This window comes from Variovorax sp. OK605, from assembly GCF_900115445.1.
Taxonomy (GTDB): Bacteria; Pseudomonadota; Gammaproteobacteria; order Burkholderiales; family Burkholderiaceae_C; genus Variovorax.
Genome location: NZ_FOWL01000006.1, coordinates 216023 through 229787, shown reverse-complemented (window position 1 = coordinate 229787; position 13765 = coordinate 216023). Strand labels below are relative to the sequence as shown.

Sequence of the window (13765 nt, the reverse complement as noted above, 5' to 3'; positions counted from 1 at the left end):
GAAGGCATCGAACACCCTCCAAGGAGCCCTTCATGCCCACCGATCCCGCTGCGCCCCGGCCCGACACGCTGCCCGCGAGCCTCGCCTGGCTCGCGCTGGGCGCCTTCGCCATCGGCACCGAGAGCTTCATCGTCGCGGGGCTGCTGCCCGTGCTCGCGGCCGACCTGCAGGTGAGCGCCGCGCGCGCCGGGCAACTGGTGCTGCTGTTCGCGCTGAGCTACGCGATCGGCTCGCCGCTGATGGCCGCGCTGTTCGCGCGCTTCGACCGCCGGCCGCTGCTGGTCGCGAGCCTCGCGGCGTTTTCGGGGCTGACGCTGGCGGCGTCGATGGCGCACGGCTTCACGCAACTGGCGTTGGCGCGGGTCGCGCTGGGGCTGGTGGCGGGCGTGTTCTTGCCGACCGCGAGCGCAATGGCGGCGGCCATGGTGGCGCCCGCGCTACGCGGCCGGGCGCTGGCCATCGTGAGCGGCGGCGGCACGGTGGCGGTTGCGCTCGGCGTGCCGCTGGGCGCGTGGATCGCGGGCTGGGGCGGCTGGCGCACGGCCTACCTGCTGATTGCCGCGGTGGCGGTGCTGGCGACCGCCGGGCTCGCGCTCGGCCTGCCGCGCGATGCGGCACGGGCGCCGGCCCCCACGCAGCGCGCTCCCGCCTTCGCCGTGGCGCGCGAACCGGGCGTGCTGCCCGCGCTGCTGGTGACCATGCTCTGGGCGACGGGCGGCTTCAGCTTCTACACGTACATCGCGCTGTTCCTGTCGGGCACGCTGGGCTTCGGCGCCGAAGGAGTGAGCGCGGTGTTCTTCGCGATCGGCGTGGCGGCGGCGCTGGGCACGGCGGCCGGCGGCTGGGCCACCGACCGCTTCGGCGCCGACCGCATGGCGCAGGGCTTCGCGCTGATGCTGGTGGTGGTGCTGGGCGGGCTCTCGTTCGCCGCGCAGATGCTGCCGCGCGGGCTGGCGCTGCCGCTGGTCGTGGCGCTGTCGGCGCTGTGGGGCTTCGCGGGCTGGGGCTTCGGGCCGGCGCAGGCGGTGCGGCTGATCCGGCTGGCGCCGGAACGCGCGCCGATGACGCTGTCGCTGCACGCGTCGGCGGTCTACCTCGGCATTGCGGCCGGCTCGGCGCTGGGCGGCGCGGCGATCGAACTGGCCGGCGTGGGCGCGGTGGGCTGGGTGGGCGCGGCCGCTCAATTCGCGGGGCTGGTGCTGCTGCTGCGTGCGGCACACCATGCACGAAAGGCACGCGCGGCCCGTTGCGCTGCGACGGAGCTATGTTTTTGATAGCAAATAGCGCTTGATCAATGGCCCTTCGGGGCCTTTTTCATGGAATCGTTGTAATTAAGACAAGCAGCTGTCATGCCTCGCAAGCTATAATGTCGGGTTCGTTTCGATACCACGACGAAGAATTTCGTCAATACCGCCGGCTGACCTGCACTGTCCCTTGGATTCTTCAGGCCCCTCATTCCCAAGCCGGCTTCACAGTGTGTTGGAGCGCCAGACCGGGCGCCCATGATTGCCACCACTGCCTTCGTTCTTGTTGAAGCGAATAGCGCGTTCGCCGCGCCATTCCGGCCGGCCCACGCCCGTTTTCAATTGTTTTTCAGGCACTTCGCGCTTTGCATCTGCGCGCTGTGCCAAGGCTTCATGGACATCATTCAACACAGTATCGCGGTGGGCAAGTACCTTGTTTCCCCGCTCATTCGACACCAGGACGACGGCAACTTCGCCGCTTCCGTCTCGATCCGCTCCGGCCACGGCAGCGGCATGCACGACCGCGTGATGCGTTTCACGCCGCGCTTTGCCAGCCATGCCGCCGCCCTGGGCTATGCCATCGACCAGGGCCTCGGCTGGGTGCGCGAACGCGCCCCCCAGGTCTCGAAGACGGCCCCTCTCGCGCTTGCATGCGCGGGCTGAAACAATCACGCCCAAATCCATCTCCAACACACATCGAACGATTCAGAGGTAACCACACATGCCCAAGGAAGAACTGATCGAAATGAACGGCGCAGTGACCGAAGTCCTGCCCGACTCGCGCTACCGCGTCACGCTCGACAACGGCCATCAGCTGATCGCCTACAGCGGCGGCAAGATGCGCAAGCACCACATCCGCATCCTGGCGGGTGACAAGGTGTCGCTCGAACTCTCGCCCTACGACCTGACCAAGGGCCGTATCACCTTCCGTCACCTGGAACGTCGCGGCCCGCCGCCGACCGGCGGCAACAACTCTCCCCGCCGCTGATCCGCGATTGACGAAGGCCTTGCGGCGCCCCGCGAAGGGCGCTGGCAAGGCTTTTTGTTTTTCGTGGGCCACGGCTGCTGAACGAATGACCACACCCACTCCCACAGCCGGCGGCACCCCAGCCGACAACGGCTTCGCCACGCTGGCGCTTTCGCCCCAGATGCTGGCCAACCTCACCCAGCTCGGCTACACGCAGATGACGGCCATCCAGGCCGCCGCGCTGCCGCCGGCGCTGCTCGGCAAGGACCTGATCGCCCAGGCCAAGACCGGCAGCGGCAAGACCGCCGCCTTCGCGCTGGCGCTGCTGTCCAACCTGAACCCGCGCCGCTTCGCCATCCAGGCGATGGTGCTGTGCCCCACGCGCGAACTGGCCGACCAGGTCACGACCGAAATCCGCCGCCTGGCGCGCGCGGAAGAAAACATCAAGGTCGTCACGCTGTGCGGCGGCGTTGCACTGCGCGGGCAGATCGCCAGCCTGGAGCACGGCGCGCACATCGTCGTGGGCACGCCGGGGCGCATCATGGACCACCTCGAGCGCGAGAACCTCGACCTCGGAGCGCTCAACACGCTGGTGCTCGACGAGGCCGACCGCATGCTCGACATGGGTTTCTTCGAAGACATCGTGAAGGTGGCGCGCCAGTGCCCCAAGGAACGCCAGACGCTGCTGTTCTCGGCCACCTACCCCGAAGGCATCGCCAAGCTCGCGCAGCAGTTCATGAAGAACCCCGAGCAGATCACGGTGCAGGCGCAGCATGAAGGCAGCAAGATCCGCCAGCGCTGGTACCAGGTGAAGGACAGCGACCGGCTGCACACCGTGAGCCTGCTGCTCGACCATTTCCGCCCCGTCAGCACGCTGGCCTTCTGCAACACCAAGCAGCAGTGCCGCGACCTCGTCGAGGTGCTGCAGGCGCAGGGCTTCAGCGCGCTGGCGCTGTTCGGCGAGCTGGAGCAGCGCGAGCGCGACCAGGTGCTGGTGCAGTTCGCCAACCGCAGCTGTTCGGTGCTGGTGGCCACCGACGTGGCGGCGCGCGGCCTCGACATCTCGCACCTCGAAGCCGTGATCAACGTCGACGTGACGCCCGACTCCGAGATCCACATCCACCGCGTGGGCCGCACCGGCCGCGTGGGCCAGCAGGGCGGCTCGGAAGGGCTGGCGCTGAACCTGGCCAGCATGAACGAGATGGGCTTCGTCGGGAAGATCGAGCAGCTGCAGGGCCGCGAGTCGGAATGGCACGACCTGGCCGAGCTCACGCCGGGCAAGGGCGCACCGCTGCAGCCGCCGATGGCCACGCTGCAGATCGTGGGCGGGCGCAAGGAAAAGATCCGCGCCGGCGACGTGCTGGGCGCGCTGACCGGCGACTGCGGCTATGCCAAGGACCAGGTCGGCAAGATCAACGTCAACGAGTTCTCGACCTACGTGGCGGTGGACCGCGCCATTGCCGAGGAAGCGGCGCGCAAGCTCTCCAGCGGCCGCGTGAAGGGCAAGTCGGTCAGGGTGCGGATGCTGACGCTGCAGTCCGAGTAACTGCCGCTGCAGGCTGCGGCGTGGCAAGCGCCGCGGCTTCGGCATGCGCCGAGGTTGGCGCCACGGGTGCATCGAGCACCGGGGCCGGTGCCGCATCGGGCGCCTGCTGCCGCGCCAGCTTTGCGGCCAGCCTGAAGGCCACCACCACCGCCAGCAAGCCGAAGATCGACGAGCCCACGGCCTGGCCGATCAGCACGCCGGCCGCGCCGTAGTGCGAGCCCCACCACGCGAACGGGATCGTGCCCAGCGTGGCGCGCCCCCAGTTGAACCCGGTCGACAGCAGCGGATGCCCGAGGTTGTTGAACGACGCGTTCGCCACGAACAGCCCGCCCGCGAAGAAGAAGCTCGCGGCCAGCCAGCTGCAGAACAGCGAGATCAGCTCGGCCGCCAGCCCGTCGGCCGAGAACGCGCGGATCAGCACGCCCTGGCCCAGCGCCAGCACCAGCCACGCCACCGCGACCGACGCCACCATGAACAGCAGGCTGTCGCGCAGCCCCTCCTGCACGCGCTTGTATTGCCCCGCGCCCAGGTTCTGCGCCAGGATCGGCCCGACCGCGCCGCTGAGCGCGTAGACCAGCCCGAAGGCCACCGGCGTGAGCCGGTCGATGGTGGCCGCGCCCGCCACCGCCGACGGGCCGAACTGCGCCACCGCATGCGTGACGAAGGCCGCGCCCACCGGCGTGGCCAGGTTGGTCAGCACCGCCGGCCCGGCCACCGTGCCGAGCGCGCGTGCGTCTCCGGCCAGGCGCGATGCATCGAAGCGCCCGAGCATGCGGTGCTTCACCATCACGCCGTGCAGCCCGATGGCCGCCAGCACCGTGCGCGAGACCACCGCGCTGATGGCCGCGCCGTCGAGCCCCAGCCCGAAGCCGAAGATCAATATCGGGTCGAGCACCGCCGTCACGAAGGCCGCCGCGAGCGTCACCGTCATCGAGCGGCGCGCGTCGCCCACCGAACGCAGCAGCGCCGAGGTCGCCATGCCGACGCCCAGCAGCGGCAGCGTGTGCACCGTCACCGACAGGTAGCGCTGCGCGAGCCGCGCCGTCTCGCCCTGCGCGCCGAGCGCGTGCAGCGCCGGGTGCAGGAAGAAGGCCGTGCCCGTGCCCACGACCACCGAGAGCGCCGCCATCAGCACCAGGCTGGAGGTGCCGATGCGGCGCGCGTCTTCGGTGCGCCCGGCGCCCACCGTGCGCGACACCACCGCCGCGATGCCGATGGTCAGCCCGATGCACAGCGACGCGTGGAAGAACCCCACCACGCCCGCGAAGCCGACCGCCGCGGCCGTCTCCTTTTCGCCGAGCAGCGAGATGTAGAACAGGTTGATCAGATCGACCGCGAACACCGCGATCAGGCCGATGGCGCCGGTGCCCGCCATCACGCAGACATGGCGCAGCAGCGACCCCGAAACGAAGCGTGCACGCGCGACACTGCCGGTTGCTTCCGTTACCGGCATGTGAAATCCATGGTGTGGCCTAATTGCGGGTCGAACATTCATCACTTTTACCCGAGCTTTTCATGCCCAAGACATTCCGTACCGAAGCCGAACGCGTTGCCACCCCCAAGCCGACGCCGATGCCCGGCTACACCGCGCCTCGCTCCGGTGGCGGCCAGAAGGTCAGCCTCGAACGCGGCACCGCAACGCGCAGCAAGAAGAACCCTGGCAAGCGCCCCACGAAGGGCGGCTGATCCAGCCCCGCTGGCTCCCCGCAGCCACGACGAACGCGCCCACGGGCGCGTTTTGTCGTTGGGGCGGCAGTTCATGCAGCTATAAGCAAGCGATGTCCGACGACAACCAGATCTTTATTCCCCCCTCGTTCTTCGCGGTGTACAGCGACGCGCGCCAGCGCCTGAGCGAGCCCATCGCCGTGGTGCGCGCGCGCTACGAGATCTGCGAAGACCTCGCCAACCACCTCGTGGGCCACGCGCAGATCCAGCACCACACCGAGGTGCCGGTCGAAAGCGAGATCCTGCGGCGCATCCACGCCGGGCTGGACACGCCAGAGTCGGGCGTATCGAACGCCGAGGCCACGTGGATCGTGCAGCGGCTGGCCGAGCTGCTGGGCTGGGACAGCCCGGAGCCCACGCCGGCCCCGGCGCCCGAAGCCGACTGACCGCCCGCAGCGGCGATCCGTGCTGCTCAAGGTCGGAGAACTCGCCAGGCACACCGGCCTCACGGTGCGCACGCTGCACCACTGCGACGCCATCGGCCTGCTCGCGCCCTCGGCGCGCTGCAAGCGTAATGCGGCGGCCGGCCCGGTGTGCTTCGCCGCAGCCCTCGTGCTGCTGCGCGCATCGCGTGGCGCCAATGGCTCGGCGCCGCATCACCTTCCCCACGCCGCGTTCTGGATCGCCTTCGCCTGCAACGCGGCCGCGCGGCTGTGGAGCTTCGCGCTGATCGGCGGTTTCTTGCGCTACCTGCCGCGCCAGAACGCCGCGTTCGTGGCGCTCGCCAGCTACCAGTTGCGGGTGCGCCGCACGCGCATCGGCACGCTGCTGAACGGTCAGCGCGCCGACAGCCGTTCCACCAGGAAGTCGACGAAGACCCGCGTCTTCGCCGCCAGGTGACGCGACGGATAGACCGCGTACACCGGCGTCCTGTCGGCCTCCCAATCTTCCAGCACCGCCTGCAGCCGGCCGGACGCCAGCTCGCCCTCGACATAGATGCGCGGGATCAGGCTCAGCCCGAAACCCGCGAGCACCGCGTCGCGCACGGCGATGCTCGAGCTGACCTTGTAGCGCCCGTCGATCGGCACGGCCACGCTGCGGCCGGCGCGCGTGAAGGTCCACTTGTTCGCGTGGTCCGACAGCGTGAACTGCACGCACTCGTGCGCCTTCAGGTCTTCGGGCTGCGCGGGCCGGCCACGGTCGGCGAAGTAGCCGGGCGCGCCGCACAGCACGTGCGCCATGGTCGTGAGCCGGCGCGCGACCAGGCTGGAATCTTCCAGCCGGTCGCTGCCGCGGATGACCAGGTCGTAGCCCTCGCCGATGAGGTCGCTGCGGCTGTCCTGCAGGTTCAGCTCGAGCCGCAGGTTCGGGTAGCGGCGCATGAACTCGGCGATGGCGGGCGACAGCGCGGTGAGCGTGAAGGTCATCGGCGCGCTCACGCGCAGCACGCCGCCGGGGCTGCTGCCCATGGGCGCGAGCGCGGCGTCGGCCTCGCTCAGGTCGTCGAGGATGCGCGACAGCCGCTCGACATAGGCCGCGCCCGCCTCCGTGAGGCTCATCTGGCGCGTGGTGCGGTTGATGAGCCGCACCTTCAGGTGCGCCTCCAGCTCGGCGATGTTCTTGCTGACGGCCGCCGCTGATAGCCCCATCTGCCGCGCGGCGCCGGCGAAGCTGCCCGCGGCTGCGGTGGTGCGGAAGACCTTGAGGGCCGTGAGATGGTCCATGCGCGATTGACGACTGTCGGTAAAGAATCAATTCATTATTCGAGCATTCACAACCATGGGTCAACTACTTAGATTCGACCCATGACACGCCGCACAAGCCCTGCCAGCCCCGCCAGCCCCGCCAACCCCGCCAACTCCGCCAACTCCGCCAGCCGCACGAGCCGCACCACCGACGTCCTCCTCACCGCGACCGCACCCGCCATCTGGGGCAGCACCTACATCGTCACCACCGAGTTGCTGCCGGCCAACTACCCGCTGACGGTCGCGCTGCTGCGCGCATTGCCTGCCGGCCTGCTGTTGCTGCTGATCGTGCGCAAGCTGCCCGAGCGCGCGTGGTGGGGCCGCATCTTCGTGCTGGGCGCGCTGAACTTCTCGGTGCTGTGGGCCATGCTGTTCCTCGCGGCCTACCGCCTGCCGGGCGGCGTGGCGGCCACCATCACCTCGGTGCAGCCGCTGATGGTGGTGTTCCTGGCCAGCGCCTTCCTGGGCGCGCCGGTGCGCGCGCTGTCGGTGGTGGCGGCGGTGGTCGGCATCGGCGGGGTGGCGCTTCTGGTGCTCACGCCGAACGCGGCGCTCGACGCCATCGGCATCGCCGCGGCCGTGGCCGCCGCCGTATCGATGGCCTTCGGCACCGTGTTGAGCCGCCGCTGGCAGCCGCCGGTGTCGGCACTGGCCTTCACCGCCTGGCAACTCACCGCGGGCGGCCTGCTGCTGTTGCCGTTCGCGCTGCTGCTGGAGCCGCCGCTGCCCGCGCTCACGCTGCACAACTGGATCGGCTTCGGCTGGCTCGGCCTCGTGGGCGCTGCGCTGACCTACATCGTGTGGTTCCGCGGCGTGGCGCGGCTGGAGCCCTCGGCGATCGCGCCGCTGGCCTTCCTGAGCCCGGTGACGGCGGTGATCCTGGGCTGGGCGCTGCTGGGGCAGGCGCTGTCGGCGTGGCAGGTGGCGGGGATCGGCATCGTCATTGCGAGCATCTGGCTCAGCCAGCGCGCGCAGCGCGGGGCGCAGCCGGTGGTGCGCGCCGTGCCGGCGGCGCGTCAGGCCGGCTGAGCCGAGGGTGAGGTGGCTTGCCTGAGCAGGCTCAGGTAGCCGGGCTGCACTTCCATGCGCGCCGTTGCGCCCTGGCGCCGCAGCAGGCGGTGCGCCTTCGGCAGGGCCCAGCAGGGCAGGTTGGTGAACATGTGGTGCTCGCAGTGGTAGTTGACCCAGTAGGGCGCCACCAGCAGGCGTTCGAGCCAGCCGGCGTGCGTGGTGCGCGCCTGGCGCATCGGGTCGACCTCGTTCTGCGCGACCAGCGCATGCTCGGCAATGTTGCGCACGCGGCTCACCAGCGGCAGCCAAGTGGCCATGGGCAGCAGCCACATCAGGAGCCAGGCCCACCCATGGCCCGCGACGGCGAAAGCCAGGAAGCCGAGGCCGTTGGCGACCAGGAAGCGCTTGTCCTTCGCCAGCTCGCGGCCGAACACTTTCAGCGCCGACTCGCCCGGCGCACGGTTGCGCATGCCCTCGGCGATGTGGCCGAAGCGCTGCTTGTAGAAGGTCTGCCCGCTCAGGTCGCGCACGACCTTGCGCCACATCGACGCGCGCGTGATGGGAAAGGGCGCCGACAGCACCAGGTCGGGGTCTTCGGCCTGCTGCACGAAGCGGTGGTGCTGCAGGTGGTACGGCCGGTAGTCGCGCAGCGTCGACGAGCACAGCCAGTAGCCGACCCAGTCGTTCACCTTGCGGTTGCGGTGCAGCCCGGCATGCGCCGCGTCGTGCATGAGGATGAACAGGCCCAGCTGCCGCGTGCCGACGATCGGCACCATGAGCGGCACGGTCCACGGCCACACGATGCCCACGAGCATCGCCGCGCCGATCGTGCCCCAGCAATGCAGCACCAGCCACAGCCCCCTCCACGACGAACGCGTGGTGAGCGAGCGCCACTCTTCGGTGCTGAAGAAGTCTTCGGGTTGGGCGCGGGGGGCGACGGCCATGCGTTTCAGTATGCGCCGGCATGCCGCGCAGGACACGCGGAATTCCCCGGGTACGGGCTTGGCAGAATCGCGCAGCCTCGGCCGATCGCTCCGAGAAGGACGCCCGCCATGCCCCTCGTGACCATCCGCCTCGCGCGCCGCGAGCCCCCCGCTTCGAAGGAACAGAAAGCCGCGCTCATCGCCGGCGCCACGAAGCTCATGCAAGACGTCCTGGGCAAGCGACCGGAAGACGTGACCGTGTTGATCGACGAGATCGACCCCGACAACTGGGGCCAGGGTGGGGAAAGTGCGACGGTGCTGCGGCAGCGCCGGCGCGAGGAAAGCGTCGACGGAGGCGCCCGGGCGGGCGGTGAACCGCCCGGCTAACGCCCCCGCTTACTTGTCGATGATCTTGCGCGCGAAGACTTCGAGGTAGTCCATCAGCCGCTCGGCGCCCGCGATGGCGGCGGCCTCGTCGCCGGTGGCGATGCCCTGCGCCAGCTCGAGGTGCGCGTTCGCCCCCTCGACGATCTCGCCTTCGTGCTGGTAGGCGTACCAGAAGCGCCGGCACTGCACGATCGGCGGAATCACGGCCTTCACCGCCGAGTCGTTGTGGCTCGCCTGGTGGTTGACGAGGTCGAGCGCATGGTCGGCGCGCATGTAGTCGGTGAGGTCGCCGCGGCCCGCGGCCTCGACCATCAATTCGGCGCAGCGGACGATGCCGGTGCGCTGCAGCGCGGTGGCGCGGCGCGCCGAGCAGGCGGCAATCAGCCGCTCGAGCACGCGCCGGGTCTGGATCACGTCGAGATGGTCCGCCAGGTCGATGGCCGACACCAGCAGCCCGCGGCGCGGCTGCTGCACGATGAGGCCGATGGACACCATGCGCATCAGCGCCTCGCGCACCGGCGTGCGGCCCAGGCCCGTGCGCTCGGCCAGTTCGGCCTCGACGATCTGGCTGCCGGGCAGGATCTGCAGGGTGGACAGCAGCGCCTCGATGGCGTCGTAGGCCACGTCGGCGGCACGGCGCTTGGGCAGGGGTCGGGGGTCGGGGGTCGGGGGTCGGGGCGGCCATGGTGTTCTTCTGCGGATGCGGCGTCATTGTCGGGCGTCGTCCCGGGCCGCGAGCGCCGCCAGTGTCCCGATGCGGACCGGCGACAGCGGCGGGCGCGGCACGGGCGGCGCCCAGCCGAAGAGAAACTGCGCCGCGTCACCGCACACGCGGCCCTGGCAGGCGCCCATGCCGCAGCGGCGGTGCAGCTTGGCGTCGGTCCAGCCCGTGCATGCCGCGAGCGCGGACAGGGGTACGTCTTCGCAGCGGCACACGAGCGTGTCGGGCTGCGGCATCGACTTGATGTCCGGCGCCAGCGCGAAGCTGCGGTGCAGCTGCGCGGCGAAGGCGTCCCAGCGGGCGCGCTCGCCTTCGTGCGCCTTGGCCTCGCGCGCATTGCCGGCGGCCGCATGGCCCGCGATGGTCCCCTGCGCCAGCGCGCGTTCGCTGCCGCCGAAGCCCGTGCACTCGCCGGCCGCATAGACGCCCGCGACGCTGGTGGCTTGCAGGGCATCGACCGACAGCGCTTGCGCCGTGAGCGCGCAGCCGAGCAACTGGCCAAGCTGCGTGTTGGGCGTGAGGCCGAAGCCGCAGGCGATGCGCTCGCATGCGATCTCGACCTCGCGGCCGCCTTGCAGCAGCCGCACCGACTCGACCTGCGTGGTGCCCTGCGCGGCAACGATGCGCGCCGAGGTGCGGTACTGCGCGTCGGCCAGCGTGACCGCCTGCGCTGCCTTGCCGGGCCAGCGCACAAGGCTGGCGCCGAAGCGCGCCACCGCGGCGAAAGAGGCCTGCTCGGCGACGCGCAGCACCTTCGCGCCCGCGGCGCGCGCCGTGGCCGCGGCGGCCAGCAGCAAAGGCCCGCTGCCCGCGACGACGATGCGCTCGCCCTCCACCGGCAAGCCGGCCTTGACGAGCGCCTGCAGCCCGCCCGCGCCCGTCACGCCGGGCAGCGTCCAGCCGGGAAAGGGCAGCAGCAGCTCGCGCGCGCCGGTACAGAGGATGAGCTTGTTCCACCGCATGCGCGTGGCGCCCTCGGCGTCTTCGAGCAGCAGTTCGTTCGCGAAGGGCGCGGCCACGGTGCGCGTGCCGTTGCGCACGCGGATGTTGGCGTGGCATTCGAGCGCCTCCCGCCACTGGCGCGCCGCCGCTGGCAGCGCCGCGCCGGGGCCGTCGCGCCAGATCTGACCGCCGGGCGCGGGGTTGTCGTCGATGACGACGACCGATGCGCCACTCGCCGCAGCCGCCACCGCGGCGGCCATGCCGGCCGGGCCCGCGCCCACGATCAATATGTCGCAATGGTTCATCGCCATGCCGTTCATTCCGTCGTCTCCACGCGCATGCCTTCGGCGCATACCGTCTGGCAGGCGAGCCGGCGCCGGCCGTCGACCAGCACGCGGCATTCCTGGCACACGCCCATGCCGCAGAACGGCGCGCGCGGCTGGCCCGTGACCGAGGTGCGCGCCACACCCATGCCGCCGGCCATGCGCAGCGCTGCGGCGACCGAGCTGCCCGCTTTCACGCGCACCAGGTGGCCGTCGATGTGCAGCAGGGTGTGGGCGCTCATGCCATTTCTTTCAGGCTGCGCGGCGCATAGGGCGCCGCGTCGAAATCGGGTGTCGCGCCGGTCATCAGCGCCGCCAGCAGATGCGCGCTGCCCGGCGCGGTGGTCACGCCCAGGCCTTCGTGCCCGACGGCCAGCCACAGCTTCTCGCGCCACGGGTGCTTGCCCAGCAGCGGCAGTCCGTCGGGCGATGCGGCGCGCAGGCCGGTCCACGAACGCACCGCGTTGAGGTTCGCGAGCCCCGGCAGGTAGTCGAGCGTGCGCTGGAGCATGCGCGCCAGCATCGGCGCCTCGACCGCGGGGTCGGTCGTGTCGAACTGGCGCGACGAGCCCACCAACAGCTGCCCGGTGGGGCGCGGCTGCACGTTGAAGGCGACCGAGTCGCCGTCGCTGTGGTGCGCGCTGGTCACGTAGCCGAGCTCGACGAGCTGGTGATGCACCGTGCCCGGGTAGCGGTCGGTGATGAGCAGGTGGCCCTTCTTCGGACGGATCGGAAGTTCGGGGCACAGCGCGGTCGCCTGGATGCCGTTGGCCAGCACCACCTGCGGCGCGCTGCGGCGGCTGCCGTCGGCCAGGCGCAGCGTGCCGTCGTCTTCGATGGCCTCGACCATCGCCTGCTCGACGCGGATCGATTCGCCGTTCTGCGCGAGCAACCAGCGCGCCGCGTTCGGTGCGTAGAGGATGCCGTCGCCCGGCACTTCGAGCGCACCCGCGAGGCCCTTGCGCAGCGCGGGCTCGGCGCCGGCGAGTTCGCCGGCGTTCAGCAGGCGGCTGTCGATGCCATGCGCGCGCAGCCGCTGCTGCTTGCGCTCGGCCTCGGCCATTTCTTCGTCGTTGGCCGCGATCCACAGCGTGCCGCACGCGCTGTACGCGCAGTCGGCGCTCATGCGCGGCGCCAGCGCGCGCCATTGCGCGACCGAACGGCGGCTCAGTTCGAGCTCGGCCGGGTTGTCGTCCATCACCACGAGGTGGCCCATGCCCGCGCCAGTGGCGCCGCCGATGCGCGCGTCCAGCACCCGCACGCGGGCACCCGCTTGCGCGAGCGCCTGCGCGCAGGCCGCGCCGACGATGCCGGCGCCGATGACGATCACATCCGCGTCCATGCCGCGCGGCGTCAGAGCCGGATGCCCCAGCCGAAGGGGTCGTCTTCTTCGATCAGCAGCGTGGCCTCGGCGCTGATGTGCGCGCGGCCGCGCAACGTGGGAATGACCTGGTCGCCGTCCATCGCGTAGCTGGCCTCGAAGCGGCTGCCGATCACGCTGGCCTGCGTCCACACGGCGCCGGGCGCGAGCTTGCCGTCGGCCGCCAGGCAGGCGATCTTGGCGCTGGTGCCGGTGCCGCAGGGCGAGCGGTCGTAGGCGTTGCCGGGGCACAGCACGAAGTTGCGGCTGTCCGCGCCCTCGCTGTCGTCGGCGAAGAGCTCGATGTGGTCGATCTCCGCGCCGTCCGCGCCCGTGATGCCCTGCGCCGCCAGCGCCTTGCGCAATGCGGCGGTGTAGCCGGTCAGCGCCGCGAGGTTGTCGCTGGCCACGCGCTGCCCATGCTCGCTCACCAGGAAGAACCAGTTGCCGCCCCAGGCGACGTCGCCGCGCACCACACCATGGCCGGGCAGGTCGACCGCCACCTGGTGCAGATGCCGGTACGCGGGCACGTTGCGCACGCTCACCGAGCCGTCTGCGTGCAGCGTGGTCGTCACGGTGCCCACGGGCGTCTCGATCTTGTGCTCGCCCACGCCGATGCGCCCCATGTGCGCCAGGCTCGCGACCAGCCCGATGGTGCCGTGCCCGCACATGCCGAGGTAGCCGGCGTTGTTGAAGAAGACGACGCCCGCCGCGGCATCGGGCGAGACCGGCTCGCACAGCAGCGCGCCCACCACCACGTCGCTGCCGCGCGGCTCCAGCACGGCGGCCGCGCGCCACTTGTCGTGCCGCTCGGCCAGCAGCGCGCGGCGCTCGGCCATGGAACCCTTCCCCAGGTCGGGGAAGCCGCCAATCACGAGGCGCGTGGGTTCGCCGCCGGTGTGCGAGTCGATGACCTGGATGCGTTGCATGG

At 70.9% G+C, this 13765-nt stretch carries 16 protein-coding genes and 1 pseudogene; 9 read left to right on the top strand and 8 right to left on the bottom strand.

What is annotated here, in order from left to right:
* Positions 1-32: 32 nt before the first annotated feature.
* The 4 genes from BM013_RS17700 (at position 33) to dbpA (ending at position 3757) form a co-directional block, all read left to right on the top strand.
* Entirely contained in the window at positions 33-1274 is a 1242-nt protein-coding gene (locus BM013_RS17700) for an MFS transporter (protein WP_093128942.1), read from the top strand.
* Positions 1275-1637: 363 nt separating this feature from the next.
* Positions 1638-1907, top strand: a complete 270-nt coding sequence (locus BM013_RS17695; protein WP_093129146.1) for a hypothetical protein — start codon at positions 1638-1640, stop codon at positions 1905-1907.
* A gap of 58 nt (positions 1908-1965) precedes the next feature.
* Entirely contained in the window at positions 1966-2232 is a 267-nt protein-coding gene (gene infA, locus BM013_RS17690; RefSeq protein WP_093128941.1) for a translation initiation factor IF-1, read from the top strand.
* 85 nt (positions 2233-2317) lie between these two features.
* The gene (gene dbpA / locus BM013_RS17685; RefSeq protein WP_093128940.1) at positions 2318-3757 is read left to right on the top strand and encodes an ATP-dependent RNA helicase DbpA; all 1440 of its coding nucleotides are present in this window, start codon (positions 2318-2320) and stop codon (positions 3755-3757) included.
* Here the strand turns inward: dbpA and BM013_RS17680 are convergent.
* Positions 3723-5210, bottom strand: a complete 1488-nt coding sequence (locus BM013_RS17680; protein WP_093128939.1) for an MATE family efflux transporter — start codon at positions 5208-5210, stop codon at positions 3723-3725. The genes dbpA and BM013_RS17680 overlap by 35 nt on opposite strands.
* Positions 5211-5272: 62 nt before the next feature.
* On the opposite strand from BM013_RS17680, the gene BM013_RS41250 reads away from it, so the two are divergent.
* The 3 genes and pseudogenes from BM013_RS41250 to BM013_RS40530 all read left to right on the top strand — a co-directional run.
* Positions 5273-5443 (top strand): hypothetical protein, encoded by a 171-nt coding sequence (locus BM013_RS41250; RefSeq protein WP_177206526.1) that lies wholly within the window; start codon positions 5273-5275, stop codon positions 5441-5443.
* Positions 5444-5535: 92 nt separating this feature from the next.
* Positions 5536-5868 (top strand): hypothetical protein, encoded by a 333-nt coding sequence (locus BM013_RS17675; protein ID WP_093128938.1) that lies wholly within the window; start codon positions 5536-5538, stop codon positions 5866-5868.
* Between the two features lie 19 nt (positions 5869-5887).
* A pseudogene (locus BM013_RS40530) lies at positions 5888-5986 on the top strand (MerR family DNA-binding transcriptional regulator); the annotation flags it as partial.
* A gap of 272 nt (positions 5987-6258) precedes the next feature.
* Here BM013_RS40530 and BM013_RS17665 read toward each other — a convergent pair.
* Positions 6259-7146: a LysR family transcriptional regulator gene (locus BM013_RS17665; RefSeq protein WP_093128936.1), complete on the bottom strand. Its 888-nt coding sequence runs from the start codon at positions 7144-7146 to the stop codon at positions 6259-6261.
* An 81-nt stretch (positions 7147-7227) separates the two neighbouring features.
* Here BM013_RS17665 and BM013_RS17660 point away from each other — a divergent pair, with 81 nt between their 5' ends.
* Complete coding sequence (locus BM013_RS17660; RefSeq protein ID WP_256221544.1) at positions 7228-8196, top strand: DMT family transporter; 969 nt, start codon at positions 7228-7230, stop codon at positions 8194-8196.
* Here the strand turns inward: BM013_RS17660 and BM013_RS17655 are convergent.
* Positions 8184-9122, bottom strand: coding sequence for a fatty acid desaturase family protein (locus BM013_RS17655; RefSeq protein ID WP_093128935.1), 939 nt, complete (start codon positions 9120-9122; stop codon positions 8184-8186). The genes BM013_RS17660 and BM013_RS17655 overlap by 13 nt on opposite strands.
* A gap of 108 nt (positions 9123-9230) precedes the next feature.
* Between BM013_RS17655 and BM013_RS17650 the strand changes: the two genes are divergently transcribed.
* Positions 9231-9488 carry a tautomerase family protein gene (locus BM013_RS17650; protein WP_093128934.1) on the top strand — a complete coding sequence of 86 codons (258 nt, stop codon included), beginning with the start codon at positions 9231-9233 and terminating at the stop codon, positions 9486-9488.
* A 9-nt stretch (positions 9489-9497) separates the two neighbouring features.
* On the opposite strand, the gene BM013_RS17645 is transcribed toward BM013_RS17650, so the two are convergent.
* The 5 genes from BM013_RS17645 to BM013_RS17625 all read right to left on the bottom strand — a co-directional run bounded on the left by BM013_RS17645 (position 9498) and on the right by BM013_RS17625 (position 13763).
* Positions 9498-10112 carry a GntR family transcriptional regulator gene (locus BM013_RS17645; protein ID WP_256221543.1) on the bottom strand — a complete coding sequence of 205 codons (615 nt, stop codon included), beginning with the start codon at positions 10110-10112 and terminating at the stop codon, positions 9498-9500.
* Positions 10113-10196: 84 nt separating this feature from the next.
* Positions 10197-11471: an NAD(P)/FAD-dependent oxidoreductase gene (locus BM013_RS17640; RefSeq protein WP_093128932.1), complete on the bottom strand. Its 1275-nt coding sequence runs from the start codon at positions 11469-11471 to the stop codon at positions 10197-10199.
* On the bottom strand, positions 11468-11716 hold the full coding sequence (locus BM013_RS17635) for a (2Fe-2S)-binding protein (RefSeq protein WP_093128931.1): 249 nt from the start codon (positions 11714-11716) through the stop codon (positions 11468-11470). Before BM013_RS17635 ends, BM013_RS17640 begins: the two co-directional genes overlap by 4 nt.
* Positions 11713-12816, bottom strand: coding sequence for an NAD(P)/FAD-dependent oxidoreductase (locus BM013_RS17630; RefSeq protein WP_093128930.1), 1104 nt, complete (start codon positions 12814-12816; stop codon positions 11713-11715). Before BM013_RS17630 ends, BM013_RS17635 begins: the two co-directional genes overlap by 4 nt.
* 11 nt (positions 12817-12827) lie before the next feature.
* The gene (locus BM013_RS17625; RefSeq protein WP_093128929.1) at positions 12828-13763 is read right to left on the bottom strand and encodes a 4-hydroxyproline epimerase; all 936 of its coding nucleotides are present in this window, start codon (positions 13761-13763) and stop codon (positions 12828-12830) included.
* Positions 13764-13765 lie beyond the last annotated feature (2 nt).

Coding starts and splice junctions, on each gene's coding strand:
- BM013_RS17700 (WP_093128942.1), top strand. CDS start 33: ATGCCCACCGATCCCGCTGCGCCCCGGCCCGACACGCTGCCCGCGAGC.
- BM013_RS17695 (WP_093129146.1), top strand. CDS start 1,638: ATGGACATCATTCAACACAGTATCGCGGTGGGCAAGTACCTTGTTTCC.
- infA (WP_093128941.1), top strand. CDS start 1,966: ATGCCCAAGGAAGAACTGATCGAAATGAACGGCGCAGTGACCGAAGTC.
- dbpA (WP_093128940.1), top strand. CDS start 2,318: ATGACCACACCCACTCCCACAGCCGGCGGCACCCCAGCCGACAACGGC.
- BM013_RS17680 (WP_093128939.1), bottom strand. CDS start 5,210: ATGCCGGTAACGGAAGCAACCGGCAGTGTCGCGCGTGCACGCTTCGTT.
- BM013_RS41250 (WP_177206526.1), top strand. CDS start 5,273: ATGCCCAAGACATTCCGTACCGAAGCCGAACGCGTTGCCACCCCCAAG.
- BM013_RS17675 (WP_093128938.1), top strand. CDS start 5,536: ATGTCCGACGACAACCAGATCTTTATTCCCCCCTCGTTCTTCGCGGTG.
- BM013_RS17665 (WP_093128936.1), bottom strand. CDS start 7,146: ATGGACCATCTCACGGCCCTCAAGGTCTTCCGCACCACCGCAGCCGCG.
- BM013_RS17660 (WP_256221544.1), top strand. CDS start 7,228: ATGACACGCCGCACAAGCCCTGCCAGCCCCGCCAGCCCCGCCAACCCC.
- BM013_RS17655 (WP_093128935.1), bottom strand. CDS start 9,122: ATGGCCGTCGCCCCCCGCGCCCAACCCGAAGACTTCTTCAGCACCGAA.
- BM013_RS17650 (WP_093128934.1), top strand. CDS start 9,231: ATGCCCCTCGTGACCATCCGCCTCGCGCGCCGCGAGCCCCCCGCTTCG.
- BM013_RS17640 (WP_093128932.1), bottom strand. CDS start 11,471: ATGAACGGCATGGCGATGAACCATTGCGACATATTGATCGTGGGCGCG.
- BM013_RS17635 (WP_093128931.1), bottom strand. CDS start 11,716: ATGAGCGCCCACACCCTGCTGCACATCGACGGCCACCTGGTGCGCGTG.
- BM013_RS17630 (WP_093128930.1), bottom strand. CDS start 12,816: ATGGACGCGGATGTGATCGTCATCGGCGCCGGCATCGTCGGCGCGGCC.
- BM013_RS17625 (WP_093128929.1), bottom strand. CDS start 13,763: ATGCAACGCATCCAGGTCATCGACTCGCACACCGGCGGCGAACCCACG.